This is a genomic window from Halalkalibacillus halophilus DSM 18494 (assembly GCF_000423105.1).
GTDB lineage: Bacteria > Bacillota > Bacilli > Bacillales > Alkalibacillaceae > Halalkalibacillus > Halalkalibacillus halophilus.
In genome coordinates, this window is sequence record NZ_AUHI01000017.1 from 38,856 (window position 1) to 54,850 (window position 15,995).

General features: G+C 41.6%; 16 protein-coding genes, 1 pseudogene and 1 riboswitch. All 17 genes and pseudogenes read right to left on the reverse strand.

The window, feature by feature from the left end; all coding sequences use genetic code 11:
• Positions 1-23 precede the first annotated feature (23 nt).
• A complete protein-coding gene (gene purH / locus G532_RS0110330; RefSeq protein WP_027964748.1) occupies positions 24-1,556 on the reverse strand; it encodes a bifunctional phosphoribosylaminoimidazolecarboxamide formyltransferase/IMP cyclohydrolase in 1,533 nt (510 codons plus the stop codon).
• Positions 1,546-2,127: a phosphoribosylglycinamide formyltransferase gene (gene purN / locus G532_RS0110335; RefSeq protein ID WP_027964749.1), complete on the reverse strand. Its 582-nt coding sequence runs from the start codon at positions 2,125-2,127 to the stop codon at positions 1,546-1,548. Before purN ends, purH begins: the two co-directional genes overlap by 11 nt.
• The gene (gene purM / locus G532_RS0110340; protein ID WP_027964750.1) at positions 2,128-3,165 is read right to left on the reverse strand and encodes a phosphoribosylformylglycinamidine cyclo-ligase; all 1,038 of its coding nucleotides are present in this window, start codon (positions 3,163-3,165) and stop codon (positions 2,128-2,130) included.
• Positions 3,165-4,616 carry an amidophosphoribosyltransferase gene (purF, locus tag G532_RS0110345; protein ID WP_027964751.1) on the reverse strand — a complete coding sequence of 484 codons (1,452 nt, stop codon included), beginning with the start codon at positions 4,614-4,616 and terminating at the stop codon, positions 3,165-3,167. Before purF ends, purM begins: the two co-directional genes overlap by 1 nt.
• Positions 4,592-6,817 carry a phosphoribosylformylglycinamidine synthase subunit PurL gene (purL, locus tag G532_RS0110350; protein WP_027964752.1) on the reverse strand — a complete coding sequence of 742 codons (2,226 nt, stop codon included), beginning with the start codon at positions 6,815-6,817 and terminating at the stop codon, positions 4,592-4,594. Before purL ends, purF begins: the two co-directional genes overlap by 25 nt.
• Positions 6,801-7,484 (reverse strand): phosphoribosylformylglycinamidine synthase subunit PurQ, encoded by a 684-nt coding sequence (gene purQ / locus G532_RS0110355; RefSeq protein WP_027964753.1) that lies wholly within the window; start codon positions 7,482-7,484, stop codon positions 6,801-6,803. The genes purL and purQ overlap by 17 nt, the downstream gene beginning before the upstream one ends.
• Positions 7,481-7,732: a phosphoribosylformylglycinamidine synthase subunit PurS gene (gene purS / locus G532_RS0110360; RefSeq protein ID WP_027964754.1), complete on the reverse strand. Its 252-nt coding sequence runs from the start codon at positions 7,730-7,732 to the stop codon at positions 7,481-7,483. The genes purQ and purS overlap by 4 nt, the downstream gene beginning before the upstream one ends.
• Positions 7,725-8,462 carry a phosphoribosylaminoimidazolesuccinocarboxamide synthase gene (purC, locus tag G532_RS0110365; protein WP_027964755.1) on the reverse strand — a complete coding sequence of 246 codons (738 nt, stop codon included), beginning with the start codon at positions 8,460-8,462 and terminating at the stop codon, positions 7,725-7,727. Before purC ends, purS begins: the two co-directional genes overlap by 8 nt.
• A gap of 28 nt (positions 8,463-8,490) precedes the next feature.
• Positions 8,491-9,786, reverse strand: a complete 1,296-nt coding sequence (gene purB, locus G532_RS0110370; RefSeq protein WP_027964756.1) for an adenylosuccinate lyase — start codon at positions 9,784-9,786, stop codon at positions 8,491-8,493.
• A gap of 4 nt (positions 9,787-9,790) precedes the next feature.
• On the reverse strand, positions 9,791-10,912 hold the full coding sequence (purK, locus tag G532_RS0110375; RefSeq protein ID WP_027964757.1) for a 5-(carboxyamino)imidazole ribonucleotide synthase: 1,122 nt from the start codon (positions 10,910-10,912) through the stop codon (positions 9,791-9,793).
• The gene (gene purE / locus G532_RS0110380) at positions 10,906-11,400 is read right to left on the reverse strand and encodes a 5-(carboxyamino)imidazole ribonucleotide mutase (protein ID WP_027964758.1); all 495 of its coding nucleotides are present in this window, start codon (positions 11,398-11,400) and stop codon (positions 10,906-10,908) included. The genes purK and purE overlap by 7 nt, the downstream gene beginning before the upstream one ends.
• 120 nt (positions 11,401-11,520) lie before the next feature.
• Positions 11,521-11,622, reverse strand: a riboswitch (purine riboswitch).
• Between the two features lie 100 nt (positions 11,623-11,722).
• Positions 11,723-12,460, reverse strand: coding sequence for a tRNA pseudouridine(38-40) synthase TruA (gene truA / locus G532_RS0110385; RefSeq protein WP_027964759.1), 738 nt, complete (start codon positions 12,458-12,460; stop codon positions 11,723-11,725).
• An 11-nt stretch (positions 12,461-12,471) separates the two neighbouring features.
• Entirely contained in the window at positions 12,472-13,269 is a 798-nt protein-coding gene (locus G532_RS0110390) for an energy-coupling factor transporter transmembrane component T family protein (protein WP_027964760.1), read from the reverse strand.
• The gene (locus G532_RS0110395) at positions 13,266-14,132 is read right to left on the reverse strand and encodes an energy-coupling factor transporter ATPase (protein WP_027964761.1); all 867 of its coding nucleotides are present in this window, start codon (positions 14,130-14,132) and stop codon (positions 13,266-13,268) included. Before G532_RS0110395 ends, G532_RS0110390 begins: the two co-directional genes overlap by 4 nt.
• Positions 14,108-14,935: an energy-coupling factor transporter ATPase gene (locus tag G532_RS0110400; protein WP_027964762.1), complete on the reverse strand. Its 828-nt coding sequence runs from the start codon at positions 14,933-14,935 to the stop codon at positions 14,108-14,110. Before G532_RS0110400 ends, G532_RS0110395 begins: the two co-directional genes overlap by 25 nt.
• A gap of 565 nt (positions 14,936-15,500) precedes the next feature.
• Positions 15,501-15,866, reverse strand: a complete 366-nt coding sequence (gene rplQ / locus G532_RS0110405) for a 50S ribosomal protein L17 (protein ID WP_027964763.1) — start codon at positions 15,864-15,866, stop codon at positions 15,501-15,503.
• A gap of 45 nt (positions 15,867-15,911) precedes the next feature.
• Positions 15,912-15,995: pseudogene (locus tag G532_RS16085) on the reverse strand (DNA-directed RNA polymerase subunit alpha C-terminal domain-containing protein); the annotation flags it as partial.

Consider the following 15,995-nt stretch of genomic DNA (forward strand, 5'->3'; position numbering starts at 1 on the left):
CGTATCCCCACTTTCTCCCCAAATTAATGTTTAAAGTGACGCATGCCTGTGAAAACCATTGCTATTCCATATTCGTCACACTTTTTGATGGAATCTTCATCGCGGATCGAGCCACCAGGCTGAATAATCGCTTTGATACCTGCCTGATGCGCCGCTTCTACCGTATCATCCATCGGGAAGAAAGCATCTGATGCCATCACACCACCTTGAGCTTTCTCTCCAGCTTGCTCGATCGCAATTTTTGCTGCACCGACGCGATTCATCTGTCCTGCACCGACACCGATCGTCTTTTGATCTTTCGCAAGTAAAATCGCGTTTGATTTCACATGCTTCACTATTTGCCAAGCAAACTTCAAATCTTTCATTTCTTGAGTAGAAGGTTCACGAGTGGTAGCGACAGTTAACTCCACGTCTGATAGTGGAAACTGATCCTCGTCTTGGATTAATACACCACCGTTTACTGTGTGTAGTTTCTCTTCTTGATTCCCTTGATGAATAGGCACTTCTAATAACCGTATATTCTTTTTCTGCATTAATATTTCTTTTGCTTGCTCTGAAAAGCTCGGGGCGATAACGATTTCTAGAAAAATTTCACGAAGCTTTTCTGCTACATCTGTATCTATTTCTCGATTCACTGCTACAATACCACCAAAGATTGAAACGGGATCAGCTTCATACGCACGTTCATATGCCTCTAAAGCCGATTCACCAACCCCAACGCCACAAGGGTTCGTATGCTTCACTGCTACAGCTGCTGGCTGGTCAAATTCTTTCACAATCGCTAAAGCTGCATCGCCATCTTGAATATTATTATAAGATAAAGCCTTTCCATGTAACTGGTGTGCTTGCGCTAATGATGACTCATTTGCAAACGCTGAACGATAAAAGGCTGCACTTTGATGCGGATTCTCGCCATAGCGTAGCGTTTCTTGGTGTTCAAAAGTAAATGTTCTCGTTTCAGGGTATTTCTCTTCCGCTTGTTCTGTTAAGTAATTAGCTACTAAAGCGTCATAATGTGCTGTATGACGAAATACTTTTGCTGCTAAACGTTTCTGCAATTCTTTCGAGGACGCCCCGGACTTTAACGTATTCTTCAATTCATCGTAGTCTTTCGGGTCGACAACGACGGTTACATCGTTATGATTTTTCGCAGCTGCCCTTAACATTGCCGGGCCACCAATATCGATGTTTTCTATTGCATCATCAAAAGCTACATCAGGCTTTGAGATTGTTTCTTTAAAGGGATACAGATTAACAATTACATAATCAATCAAGTGGATGTCGTTTTCCTGAAGCGCCTCCATATGAGCTGACTCCTCTCGTTTCGCTAAAAGACCTGCATGCACATTCGGATGAAGTGTTTTCACACGTCCGTCTAGGATTTCAGGAAAATGAGTGACGTCAGAAACAGAAAGGACTTCGATTCCAGCTTCTTCGATTGCCTTTTTCGTCCCACCTGTTGAAATAATCTCGACTCCCGCTTCTTGAAATGCTTTAGCAAGTTCTACAATCCCTGTTTTATCTGAAACACTGATTAATGCTCGTTTATTGGTCATGCTGCTCACCCTTTCTAATCACATCTGCTAATGTCTGTGGATATAGTTGATGCTCGATTCGCTGAATTTTTTCTTGTAAGGAGGACACGGTTTCCCCAGGTACAATTTCTACACTTTCTTGTGTAATCACGGGCCCTGTATCCATCCCTTCATCAATAATATGTACCGTTGCGCCTGTCTGTTTCTCTCCTGCATCAAGGGCCTGCTCGATTGCGTTTTTCCCAGGGAATTTCGGTAGTAAGGAAGGGTGCAGATTTAACATGCGATTGGCATAGGCTTCTAATAATGTTGGCCCTACTAGTCGCATATAACCTGCAAGTGCCACCCAGTCCACTTCATACTCGGACAGGACGCTTTTTATAGCTAACTCATATTCCCGCTTCGATTCATAATCGCGAATGGAGAAGACGTGCACAGGTATGTTGAACGCTTCTGCTCGTTTAATCGCATAGGCATCTTGCCGATCACAAATTAACACGACTACTTGATATACTTGATAGCTTTCTTCTGCTTCTTTGATTGCTTGAAAATTGGAGCCTGACCCAGATGCAAACACTGCAACACGTTTCATTTATTCTTCTCCTTTAATAAGCGATAACTCTCCAGATTGATTGACTTCTCCAATCAAGACAGCCGCTTCTCCTAGCTCTTCTAACGTTTTGACCGCTAACTCTGCTTCTTGAGGCGATACGGCAATTACCATACCAATTCCCATATTAAATACTTGATACATATCTTCATCTGTTAGTTGTCCATGTTCATGAATGAAGTCAAAAATAGCTGGTGTCTCGATTAAACTTACATTAACAGTCGCACCCAATCCATTCGTTAGCATACGAGGGATATTTTCATAGAATCCTCCGCCTGTTATATGGGCAATGCTTTTCATCTTAACGACTTGCTTTAAAGCAGTAATTTGTTTGGCGTAAATGCGAGTAGGTGTTAAGAGAATTTCTCCAAGTGGCAGTTGAAAAGGTTCATAGACTTTTGCCAAATCTAATTGGTGATCGTCTAATAAAACTTTTCTAACAAGTGAGAAACCATTGCTGTGAATACCACTAGAAGGAAGTCCGATTAAGACATCTCCGTTTGCTAGATCTGCTCCGGTAATGAGATCTGCTTTTTCACTTGCTCCGACTGAAAATCCTGCCAAATCATACTCGTCCGCGTCATAGATACCAGGCATCTCAGCTGTTTCTCCCCCGATTAGCGCACAGCCCGCTTGTTCACAACCATCTGCTACACCTTTGACAATTGCTTCAATCTTTTCAGGGTCTGCTTTCCCTACCGCTAGATAATCAAGGAAATATAGCGGGTCTGCACCTTGTGCAACAATATCATTCACACACATCGCCACCGCGTCTATTCCGATCGTATCATGTTTGTTCATAGAGAAGGCTAGTTTAATCTTTGTACCAACCCCATCTGTCCCGCTTACAAGCACGGGCTGATGGTAGTTTAACTCAGATAAATCAAACATGCCGCCAAACCCACCAAGTGCACCCATCACTCCGGTACGTTCGGTGCGTTTCACATGAGATTTCATCCGCTCTACTGCATCATAACCGGCTTCTATATTTACACCCGCTTGCTTATACGCTTTTGACATTATAAGTTCGCTCCTTGCTTCTCCGCTTCTAGTTTCCCCTCATCTTTTTCGTGAGGAAGAACAGAATCATCATAGATCTCTGTAGGATATTTCCCTGTAAAACATGCTAAGCAGTGTCCACAATTCGGGCTGTTGTCTTTTCGATCCACTGCTTCTACCATCGCGACAATCGGTAAAAAGGTTAGCGAGTCCGCTCCAATTTGCTGACGAATTTCCTCGACAGAATAATTCGATGCAATTAGTTCTGACGAAGTGGACGTATCAATACCGTAAAAACATGGATGTTTGATCGGAGGGGAACTAATTCGTACATGCACTTCTTTTGCACCTGCATCTTTTAACATTGACACAATGCGTCTACACGTTGTTCCTCTTACGATGGAATCATCCACCATCACAACACGCTTGCCTTCTACGATTTTTCTCACTGGTGACAATTTCATCCTCACACCACGTTCACGTAATTCTTGCGAAGGCTGGATAAAGGTCCGACCTACATATCTATTTTTTATTAAACCGAGTTCATAAGGAATACCAGATTGTTCGGCATAACCAATTGCAGCAGAAATACTAGAGTCTGGCACCCCTGTCACGACATCCGCATCAACTGGAGCTGTTTTTGCTAGTTGTTTACCAAGACGTTTTCTCACACTATGAATATTATCGCCATCCACATTGCTATCTGGACGAGCAAAATATACATATTCCATCGTACAAATTTTACGGTCTTCTTCTGTAGTAAAGGTGCTTGAATGAAGACCATCATCATTAATTACTAAAAATTCTCCCGGTTGGATTTCTCTTACGTATTCCGCTCCAACCACATCAAATGCACATGTCTCTGAAGCTACGACATATGCGTCCCCAACTTTTCCAAGGGATAATGGACGCATCCCACGTGGGTCTAATGCTGCAACAAGTTCATTTTCTAGTAACATCACAATTGCAAACGCACCTTCTAATTGTCTTAACGCTTCTTTCATGCGGTCGTGCGCCGGTGACTCGCCACCTTTACGGATGAGATGCGCAATCACTTCTGTATCAGATGTCGTTTGAAAGATACTTCCTTGATCCTCTAATTTCGCTCGTAACCTAGTGGCATTAGTGAGATTCCCATTATGTGCAACGGATAAAGACCCTCTATGAGAATGAAAAAGTAACGGCTGGATATTTTCATATGATTTCTCCCCAGCTGTAGAATAACGCACATGCCCAATCGAGCTGTTTCCGATCATCTCTACTAAATCACTTTCATCAAATACTTCCGTTACTAGTCCATGGCCCTTCTTCTGTTGAAGAAATTCTCCATTTGATACGGTAACGCCTGCTCCTTCTTGGCCACGATGTTGTAAACTGTGCAACCCATAATAAGTCATATGAGCTGCTTGGCTATGTCCATAGACGCCAAAGATGCCACATTCTTCATTTAAGCCTTTGATTTCAGCAAGCATGGAATTGCTCCTTTCCAGGCAGATGTCAATTCTTCTACCTTTTCATGGATCAGTTCTTGATCATTCCATTCAATTACGAATAGTTGATCCGACGTTACTTCCCCAATATGATTAGCTTCTGGTACATGTTTTTCAAAAGCTTCTTGATTTTCTTTTCGAACAGTAAAAATGTAACGTGATTGTGTTTCGCTGAACACTTGCGCTGGATTGTCCCCAGTTACATTCACATGAAGACCTAAATCAGTACCCATCACTTTTTCAGCTAACCCTACTGCTAGCCCCCCTTCTGCTAAGTCGTGAGCAGATGAAATGGTACCAGCTTGAATCGCTTTTAGGACTGTTTGCTGTCTTGCTTGTTCGGTTTGTAAGTCGAATGTAGGTGCCTTTCCTTCATACGAACCGTTTAATAATTTTTGTAGTTCACTTCCACCGAAGTCTTCGTGCGTTTCTCCTAGTACATAGACAAAGTCCCCTGCTTGTTTCGCTTGTTGCGTGGTAATATGGTTTAAATCATGAATTAAGCCGACCATACCGATTACAGGTGTAGGGAAAATACTTTCTCCGTTTGTGTCGTTATATAAAGAGACGTTTCCACTTACTACCGGTGTATTTAAAAGCTCACCTGCCTCTGCCATCCCATCTGTTGCTTGTTCCATCTCCCAGAAATTCTCTTCTTTTTCAGGGTTCCCGAAGTTTAAGCAATCGGTTAATGCTAACGGTTCGCCACCTGAACAAATGATATTTCGAGCCGCTTCTGCAACAGCAATCTGACCACCCGTTTTCGGGTCTAATCGAATATAACGAGAGTTACAGTCGGCTGATAAGGCAATCGCTTTATTGTGATTGCGAATGCGAATAACTGCCGCATCTGAGCCAGGAGTTACTGCTGTATTTGTTTGGACCATGTAATCATATTGCTGGTAGACCCATTCTTTACTTGCGATCGTTGGTGCTTGTAAAAGTTGTTTCAATACTTTTCCGAAATCTTCTATGAGCGGAAGTTGGACGGATAACTCTTGATTCTTGATAAATGATTCTGGCATTTTTGAAGGTAAATGATAAACAGGCGCATCTTCAGCTAGTGCATCTACTGGCATATCGGCTACAACTTCTCCTCCAAACAATAAGCGCAATTGCTTTTCTTCGATTACAGAACCAACTGCAACAGCATCGAGATCATATTTTTCAACGATCTGTTCTATCTCTTGTTCGCGACCTTTTTCCACAACGATTAACATACGCTCCTGTGATTCTGACAACATCATTTCGTAAGGAGTCATGTTTGGTTCACGTTGCGGTACTAAATCAAGGTTCATCTCGATTCCTGTTCCTGCTTTACTCGCCATTTCACTCGCAGAAGACGTTAATCCGGCTGCTCCCATGTCTTGAATGCCAACTAAAGCATCACACTTTGTAATTTCTAAACACGCTTCAATTAATAATTTTTCCATAAACGGATCGCCTACTTGGACAGCTGGACGGTCTTCTGATGATTCATCCGTTAATTCTTCCGAAGCAAACGTTGCACCATGGATCCCGTCTTTCCCCGTTTTCGAACCGATATACATCACCGTATTGCCGATTCCTTTTGCTTGCCCGACTTGAAGGTCATCATGGTCGATTAAACCGACACACATGGCATTCACTAACGGATTCCCTTTATAACAATCATCTACTTGGATTTCCCCTCCAACTGTTGGAACACCTACACAGTTACCGTAACCAGCAATGCCAGCTACTACTTCTTCAAACAAATACTTCGTTCGTGGCGTCGTCAATTCTCCAAATCGTAGCGAGTTTAATAAAGCTACTGGACGCGCCCCCATCGAAAAGATATCACGAATAATTCCACCAACACCGGTCGCCGCTCCTTGATAAGGTTCAATAGCTGACGGGTGGTTATGGCTTTCCATTTTAAAAACAACAGCCTGACCATCACCAATATCTACAACACCAGCTCCTTCTCCTGGTCCTTGTAGAACATGTTCGCCTGATGTTGGGAACTTCTTCAAGAGTGGTCGAGATTTCTTATAACTACAATGTTCACTCCACATAACCGAAAAAATCCCGGTCTCCGTGTAATTCGGAGTGCGATCTAAGATCTTTTCAATTAATTGAAACTCTTCGTCCGTTAATCCCATTTCTTGATATAGTTTCTTCGTTTTAATCTCGTTTGTATTTGGTTCAAGAACTAACTGCATGCTGTTCCCTCCAGTTTGCTAGTATCGATTGAAACAGTCGTAATCCGTCGGTAGACCCTAATAATCTGTCTACTGCCCGTTCTGGATGGGGCATCATGCCAAGTACGTTCCCTGTTTCATTCACAATTCCAGCGATGTTGTTTTTCGATCCATTAATCGAATCAAGATAACGAAAGACGACTTGATTATTTTTCTCTAATTGCTCTAAAGTCACGTCATCACATTCGTAATTTCCTTCTGCATGAGCGACGGGAACCTGAATGATTTCTCCCTGATCATACTGTGAAGTGAAGCTTGTTTCCGGATTAACAACTTCTAATCCTGTTGTTTGGCATATAAACTTTAACTCTTCATTTCGTTTCATTGCACCCGGTAATAATCCCGCTTCTAAAAGCACTTGAAATCCGTTGCAAACACCTAAGACTGGTTTACCTTGGCTTGCGAAATCCTTTACCGCTTTCATAATTTTCGAGTAGCTTGCAATCGATCCTGAACGTAAATAATCTCCGTAAGAAAACCCACCTGGTAAAAGAACAGCATCATATCCTACTAACGTCGTCTCGTAGTGAGGGACCATTTCGACCTCTTCGCCCAAACCTTCTTGGATGGCATGAAACATATCTGTATCACAATTAGAACCTGGAAACACGATCACCGCGAATTTCATGAAGGAACGACCTCCTCCGTTTCATAACTATAATCCTCAATAACAGGATTCGATAACAGCTTTTCACACATCATTTCAATTTGACCTTGGTCTGGATTTTTTTCCTCCATGTAAAACTCCATGTACTTCCCAACACGCATGCCACTTACATTATGAATCTCCATCGCACCTAAAGCATGTTCAATCGCTTTTCCCTGTGGGTCTAAAACTCCTGATTTTAACGTTATATACACTTTTACTTTAACCACGGTTTCCAACTCCTTTTTGATCGGCTTCTTTTAACCTGTGAAGAATAGTTTCATACGCTGTTTCTACGTCGCCTATGGACTGACGAAAGACATCTTTATCAAACTTTTCTTTAGAATAGGCATCCCATAACCTGCACGTATCTGGAGAAACTTCATCCGCTAATAAAATCTCCCCTTGCTCGTCTAGACCGAACTCTAACTTGAAATCTATCAATAACACATCACAAATTCTAAATTGTTTTTGCAAGACTTCATTAACTTCTAATGCGATTTCTCTCATCGCTTTTAGTTGTTCCTTTGTTGCAAGTTCTAATAAAGCGATATGATCTTCGTTAATGAGAGGATCCCCTAGCGCATCGTCCTTGAAATAAAACTCAACAACGGTTCGATTTAGTGGCTCCCCTTCCGGAAGACCAACACGTTTCGCCAAACTACCTGCCGCAACGTTCCTGACGACAACTTCAATCGGAACAATTGTAGTTGCCTTTACCAGCTGTTCGGTTTCGGAAAGGCGCTTCAAGAAATGATTCGCAATTCCAGCTTCCGTAAGCTTTTGGAATAATAGACTTGAAATCTCGTTGTTAAGTCTACCTTTTCCTATTTTCTCTTCCTTCTTCTCTCCATTGAAGGCAGTCAAAGCATCTTTATATTCCACCCACAATTGGTCTTGCCCATCCGTTTTGTAAAGCCTCTTTGCTTTCCCCTCATACAATAACTCTTGTTTTTCCATTGCGCCTTCCTCCTCCCATGCCTTTGAATTAACTTAATCCAACACGTTCAAAAATCATATCTACATTCTTTAAATGGTGTTTCGGGTCAAAACAGGCGTTTAACTGTTGGTCAGATAGAGTCGATTTAATCTTCTCCTCTTGTCTAACTAACTCTTCAAATGAACGTCCTTCTTCCCATGCCTGCATGGCTAAAGGTTGAACTAAATCATACGCTTCTTCTCTAACAAAACCTTCATCGATTAAAGTCAGTAACACGCGCTGGGAATAAATCAACCCGTATGTACGGTCCATATTCGCTGCCATATTATCTTCAAACACCGTTAGTTTTTCGACGATTCCACTAAAGCGATTTAGCATATAATTAAGTGCAATTGTTGCATCCGGTAAAATCACACGCTCTGCACTAGAGTGAGAGATATCACGTTCATGCCATAAGGCTACATTTTCGTATGCTGTACTCATATAACCACGTACAAGTCGAGCTAAGCCGGTCATATTTTCAGATCCGATAGGGTTTCGTTTATGTGGCATAGCAGAGGAACCCTTTTGACCTTTTGCAAAGAACTCTTCCACTTCACGCGTTTCACTCTTTTGAAGTCCTCTAATTTCAACAGCCATCTTCTCAATGGACGTTGCGATTAATGCTAAAGAAGCCATATACTCTGCATGTCGGTCTCGCTGCAGCGTTTGTGTGGAAATCGGTGCTGGAGATAATCCTAACTTCTGACACACATACTGCTCAACGAATGGATCAATATTTGCGTACGTTCCAACTGCACCAGATAATTTCCCGAATGCAATTTGGTCCGTCGCAGCTTCAAAACGTTTCACATTACGTTTCATTTCTTCGTACCAAAGGGCAAGTTTCAACCCAAAAGTCGTCGGCTCTGCATGAACCCCGTGCGTCCGGCCCATCATAATTGTGTATTTATGTTCTTGAGCTTTGTGTTTAAGTACATTCATAAATCGTGTTAAATCATCTAATAAGATTTCATTAGCTTGTTTGATTAAGTAGGATAGAGCTGTATCGACAACGTCCGTTGAAGTGAGTCCGTAATGCACCCATTTCTTCTCATCTCCAAGCGTTTCCGACACCGCTCGCGTGAACGCCACAACATCATGACGGGTTTCCGCCTCGATTTCCTTAATTCGATCAACATCAAAACCGGCATTTGCTCGAATTTTCTCTACATCTTCTTTCGGAATTTCTCCTAGTTCAGCCCACGCTTCACATGCTAAAATCTCTACTTCTAACCAAGCTTTAAATCGATTTTCCTCTGTCCATATTGCTCCCATTTCCTCACGCGTATATCTTTCGATCATGTGATTACCCCCAAATATTCATTTTCTCTATTTCTTTATTAATAGTGGAGAAATTATTTCCCAGGAAATTAACATGCCCCATTTTTCGGTTCTGTTTCGCTTCTGCTTTCCCATACAAATGAACTTTTGCTTTCGGCGAATCGGCAATTCCATTCAATAATGGGTCTATATGTTGACCTAAAATATTCACCATAACTACTTCTGAATACAATTTGGTTTCTCCTAAAGAAAAGCCAGTAATTGCTCGAATATGCTGTTCAAACTGATCAGTTACGCACGCATTTTGCGTAAAATGACCAGAATTGTGTGGTCTTGGCGCCACTTCATTAACATATAATTCGTCCGCTTCGGTTAAAAACATTTCCACACCTAGTGTCCCAACGACATCTAAATGTTCTGCTATACTAACTGCTAGCTTTCTAGCACGTGCTTCTACTATTTCATGAACCTGAGCAGGTACTACAGATTGATGCAAAATATGATTACGGTGGATGTTCCAAGCAACAGGAAATGTCTTCACTTCCCCTAGAACACTTCTTGTAACAATTACGGAGATTTCTTTTGCAAAATTCACCATTTGCTCTATAATACATGGTCCTTGTTGTAGAATCGTTGCTGCTTCATCCAAGTCACGGTCATCTGTTAACGTCAGTTGTCCTTTTCCGTCATAACCGAATCTTCTTGTCTTAATAATGCACGGATACCCTATATGTTTAACTGCCTTTTTCAAATCTTCTAGTTCATATACAAGCTCATAGGTAGCAACTCTCGCTCCACTTTCTTCAAGCGCCTTTTTTTCTGTCGCTCTATCTTGAGTCGTTGGAATCACTTTACTTCCTTGTGGGACGTATGCGTTTCTCACAAGCCATTCGAGTGTTTCCGCGTCAATATTTTCAAACTCATAGGTAATCACATCAGAAATTTCTTGTAGTCGTTGCGCAGCTTGTAGATCATCATAAGAAGCTACTATTTCCGTATCTGCCACCTGCCCAGTTGGTGAGTTTTCCGTAGGATCTAATACAGCGATTTTATATCCCATTTCTTTTGCTTTTAATGCGAGCATGCGCCCAAGTTGTCCGCCACCCACAATACCAATTGTTGAACCTGGTAGAATTCTTTTTACCATGTTTGAAGCTCCTCATTACTTTTTTCTACTTTTTCTTGTAGATTGTTTCGATAATCTACTAATTGTTCCGCAAGTTGATGATCAAACATTGCCAGTTGTTGCGCTGCTAATAATCCTGCATTGGTAGCTCCAGCCTTGCCGATCGCAACTGTTGCGACAGGGACACCACCTGGCATTTGAACGATTGATAATAACGAATCCATTCCGTTCAGCGCCTTTGATTGAACTGGTACACCTATGACAGGGACAATGGTTTTTGCAGCTACCATGCCAGGTAAATGGGCCGCCCCACCTGCTCCTGCAATAATGACTTTAATCCCTCGTTCCACCGCTTTTTCTGCGTATTGAAACATTTTTTCAGGTGTTCGATGGGCAGATACTACCTGCTTCTCGTAACTAATTTTTAGTTCATCAAGCACCTCACAACTATGCTTCATTGTCTCCCAGTCAGATGTGCTTCCCATGATTACACCAACTTGCATGTTCATCCCTCTATTCATCTATGTTCACCCTCTATACCATTGATTTACATAAAAAAAGGCAGATAACTACCTCTAGACTGGAGGAAAGTTATCTGCACATGTATGCATAGAAAATCAGAATCACCATGATTCGAGAACTTCCCCCATAGTCCGGTCGTTTACGGTGACCAGGTAGAGACTTTTGGGCCTTATTCCCAAGGTTATATGAGGGTATTCGATTTTAATCTTCGTAATTACATTTCAATTATAACATTTTAAATCAACGAATCAAGAATTTCTTCGATAAATACGAAACTTAACTTCCTTAAATTAGATTAATGTTCGGTTTTTAGTAAATAACACGTTCTAATCGTAATCCATGCCCAGGTGCCGTCATCCCTAAGTGGTTCCGGTTATTCGTTTCAAAAGCCTTTAAAATGTGATGCTGTGTTTTCCGCCCGCGCCCTATTTCAATTAGGGTTCCGACGATTATTCGTACCATATACGTCAGAAACCCATTCCCTTGTACGGAAAAAATGATTCGATTGCCATCTTGTTTTACTTTACAGTGTCTAATTGTTCGCGTTTTGTTACCTTTGACATTCGACTTAGAGGCTGCAAATGCAGTAAAGTCATGTGTTCCCTCAATTAGTTTAGCGGCTTCCTGCATCGCCTGTACATCTAGATTCCCTTTCACATGCCATTCTAAATGTCTTGTAAAAACATCAAATTGTTCTTGGTTTAATACCTGATATTTATACTCTTTTTCCTTTGCATCTTTACGCGCATCGAAGGCTTTATCGACAAATAATACCTCTTTAATTAACATATCATCTGGGACAAGTGTTTGAATTGCACGGATCCACTGCCACGCTTCAATCTCAAGCGCTGTATCGAAATGGACAACTTGTTGATTGGCATGGACATTAGAATCCGTGCGCCCCGAAGCATGAACGCCCACGGGGTACTTATGAATTTTCTCTAAAGCATGTTCAAGTTTAGATTGAACGGTGCGTTTTCCTGGTTGCACCTGATAACCTGCAAAGTTTGTTCCATCATAAGCTATATCTAATCTAATTCTCTTCATTTCTTAACCCCTTACGTCCGCGTTACAAAAAATAATGTCATTACCACTACAAATACTAATGCCACTATTAAATCAAGCGGCTGAAAAGTAAGTGCCCGGTATTTTGTTCGTCCTTCTCCCCCTTGATAGCCTCTTGCTTCCATCGCAAGCGCTAAATCTTCTGCCCGTTTAAACGCCCCAACAAATAATGGGATTAGCAGGGGGATGATTGCTTTCAATCTATCTTTAATTGGTCCAGTCGTAAAATCTAAGCCTCTGGAGGACTGCGCTTTGGCAATTTTATCTGTTTCTTGCATGATCGTTGGAATGAACCGAAGCGAAATGGACATCATCAACGCAAGTTCATGCACTGGAAACCTTACATATTTTAAAGGTTTTAAGAGAGCCTCTACCGCATCTGTAATCGAAATCGGTGTAGTCGTTAATGTAAGTAAAGTGGTCATTAAAATTAGTAATAATAATCTAGCAGAAATGTTTAAGCCTTGCAACAACGCTTGATCATATAAGGAAAAACCCCAAACCGTTATCAGTGGCTCCCCTTCTCTAGTTAAAAGAATATGAAGTAGAAAAGTAAGAGCAATAATAAACCAAACTGGCTTTAGCCCCTTTATGATAAAAGTGGCAGGAACTCTAGATAAAACAGCTGTACTAATTGCAATCGCAAATAAAATCCCATAACTTAATAACGTTTCAGCAGAAAAAATAACTAATACATAAATAAAGATAATTACCAATTTTAAACGAGGGTCAATTCGGTGGATGAGTGACTCCCCCGGGACAAACTGACCAATGATTAGGGATTGATTCATTGGGTGTCACCGCCCTTGAGTTGGTTGCTTAGCAAACCAGCAATAGTTTCAGCAGAAAGTGTAGGCTCATCAAATGTGACACCAAGCTGCCTCTCTATATAATCCATACAATGAAACTGCTCTGGTAAATCAAGACCTAACTTTTGAAGATGTTCCTTTTTTGTATATAATGCTTTGGGATGGTCAATTAAATTCACTTTACCATCTTCTAACACCATAATTTGGTCGGCATATTTAAAGGCATCTTCCATATCATGGGTTACAAGCACGGTCGTTTGATCCCGCTTTTGATGTAAATGGCTGAATAGTTCCATTACTTGCCTTTTGCCATATGGATCTAAACCTGCCGTTGGTTCATCCAATACCAATAGCTCTGGTTCCATCAGCATGACTCCAGCAATTGCAGTCCGGCGCATTTGTCCCCCACTTAATTCAAAAGGAGAACGCTCTAATAAACTTTCATCTAACCCCACATCTTCTAAGATTTTAGGCAGTTTTTTCTCCACCTCGTCCATCTTAAATCCGAAATTTTTCGGACCAAATAGGATGTCTTTTTTTACAGTTTCTTCAAACAGTTGATGCTCCGGATATTGAAACACCATACCTACCTTTTTTCTCAGCTCTTTAATTTGGTTATTTTTCTCATTGGAAAGTGTGAATTCCCCAATTTTGGCTGTACCCTTTGTTGGGCGCAGTAATCCATTGAACTGCTGAATTAAAGTTGATTTTCCTGATCCCGTGTGACCGATTATTGCAGTAAAAGAACCTTTTGGGATATGAAAAGATACCCCTTTCAAAGCTTTATGCTCAAAGGGCGTGTTTGGTTGATATGTATAGTCTACTTCTTTAAATGTAATTTCCATAATTCATCCACCAGCTCTTTATAGTGCAACGGTTCGTGTGTAATCGTAAGTCCGTGCTTTTTAATTTGTTGATGAAGTTCCGTAACAAAAGGTGCCTCTAGACCAATTAGAGGGAGCATCTCATGTTGCTCTAACAGCTTTCTAGGAGTTCCTTCAAAATGAACTTCACCTTGATTCAAAACGATCACTCGATCAGAATAGCTTGCCTCGTTAAGGTCATGCGTAATCGTCACAATCGTTAAATTGCGTTCTTTTCTAAGCTCTTGAATCGTATCGAGTAAATCCTTTTTTCCCCGAGGGTCTAACATCGTGGTTGCTTCATCAAATACAATCACTTCTGGTTGCATGGCTAAAATACCCGCAATCGCAATCCTCTGTTTCTGACCACCAGATAATCGGTGAGGCTCCTGATCCTCATACCCTTTCATGCGAACAGCTTCCAAGCTCTGCTTAAGACGCACTTCCATCTCTGAACGTTCCACCCCGAGGTTTTCCATTCCAAAAGCTACATCATCCGCAACCGTGGTTCCTACAAACTGATTTTCCGGATTTTGAAAAACCATACCAAGTTTCCTACGTATCTCATAAATCGTTTCCTCCGACACGGCCCGCTCGTCTACTACCACTTCACCTTCAGTCGCTATAGCTAATCCATTCATTAACTTAGCCGCTGTCGACTTCCCAGATCCATTATGACCAACAATTGAGACCCATTCTCCTTGTTCTATCTCAAGATTAATATTTTTGAGAACGTAAGGATCCGACTCTTTATATTGAAAGGATACATCCTGAAAACTAATCAAAATATTGCCACCTCTACTGTTATTCATCACTTAAAGTTTTCCTTATTGTATCATACCATAGGCTTTCGACCTCTTTCATAAATAAATTAATATATGGTAGGGAAGGTATGTGAGGTGGTTCGTGGTATCACTGGGAAGCTGATATATTTTCGTGGGTGCTGATATCCTCGCGGGAGGGCTGATATATCGTGGCGGGCGCTGATATATCCTCGCGAGCGATGATATCCTCCCTGGAGTGCTGATATATCCCCGCTGAAGTACTGATATATTCTCGCGAACGCTGATACCCTCCCTGGAGGGCTGATATATCGTCGCGGACGCTGATATCCTCCCTGGAGTGCTGATATATCCTCGCGAGTGCTGATATCCTCCCTGGAGTGCTGATATATCCTCGCGAGTGCTGATATCACCCCTGGAAGGTTGATATATTCTCGCGAACGCTGATATCCTCCCTACAGTACTGATATATTATCAATATACTAGTTTCCTTCCTGTAAAACTCACAAAAAAAGGGCGCAGCATCCATACGTAATGGAACTGAGCACCCTTTTCTACTAATATTCAATTAGTCAACTAATTCAATAATCACTGATTTCGCTCCGTCACCTTTACGCTCACCTAATTTAAGAATGCGCGTGTAACCACCTTGACGTTCTTCATAACGTGGAGCAACATCACTGAATAATTTTTGTACTGCTGTTTGCGTACCTTCTTCATCCGCATCTACTTTGCGCAAGTAAGAAGCTGCTTGTCTGCGGGCATGTAGATCGCCACGCTTACCAAGTGTAATCATTTTTTCAACTACGGGGCGTAATGCTTTTGCCTTCGCTTCTGTTGTCTCAATGCGCTCATGAACAATAAGGTCTGTCGCTAAATTGCGTAGCAAATGCTCACGCTGATCGCTTGGGCGACCTAATTTTGCTTTAGCCATCTTAGAACCTCCTTTTTCTAGGAATTTATCCGATGCATTCTATTATTAATCGTCTTTACGTAAGCCTAAGTTTAAAGCTTCCAACTTATAGCGAACTTCATCCAACGATTTACGTCCTAAGTTACGAAC

Coding starts and splice junctions, on each gene's coding strand:
- purH (WP_027964748.1), bottom strand. CDS start 1,556: ATGACCAATAAACGAGCATTAATCAGTGTTTCAGATAAAACAGGGATT.
- purN (WP_027964749.1), bottom strand. CDS start 2,127: ATGAAACGTGTTGCAGTGTTTGCATCTGGGTCAGGCTCCAATTTTCAA.
- purM (WP_027964750.1), bottom strand. CDS start 3,165: ATGTCAAAAGCGTATAAGCAAGCGGGTGTAAATATAGAAGCCGGTTAT.
- purF (WP_027964751.1), bottom strand. CDS start 4,616: ATGCTTGCTGAAATCAAAGGCTTAAATGAAGAATGTGGCATCTTTGGC.
- purL (WP_027964752.1), bottom strand. CDS start 6,817: ATGCAGTTAGTTCTTGAACCAAATACAAACGAGATTAAAACGAAGAAA.
- purQ (WP_027964753.1), bottom strand. CDS start 7,484: ATGAAATTCGCGGTGATCGTGTTTCCAGGTTCTAATTGTGATACAGAT.
- purC (WP_027964755.1), bottom strand. CDS start 8,462: ATGGAAAAACAAGAGTTATTGTATGAGGGGAAAGCAAAGAGGCTTTAC.
- purB (WP_027964756.1), bottom strand. CDS start 9,786: ATGATCGAAAGATATACGCGTGAGGAAATGGGAGCAATATGGACAGAG.
- purK (WP_027964757.1), bottom strand. CDS start 10,912: ATGGTAAAAAGAATTCTACCAGGTTCAACAATTGGTATTGTGGGTGGC.
- purE (WP_027964758.1), bottom strand. CDS start 11,400: ATGAACATGCAAGTTGGTGTAATCATGGGAAGCACATCTGACTGGGAG.
- truA (WP_027964759.1), bottom strand. CDS start 12,460: ATGAAGAGAATTAGATTAGATATAGCTTATGATGGAACAAACTTTGCA.
- G532_RS0110390 (WP_027964760.1), bottom strand. CDS start 13,269: ATGAATCAATCCCTAATCATTGGTCAGTTTGTCCCGGGGGAGTCACTC.
- G532_RS0110395 (WP_027964761.1), bottom strand. CDS start 14,132: ATGGAAATTACATTTAAAGAAGTAGACTATACATATCAACCAAACACG.
- rplQ (WP_027964763.1), bottom strand. CDS start 15,866: ATGGCTAAAGCAAAATTAGGTCGCCCAAGCGATCAGCGTGAGCATTTG.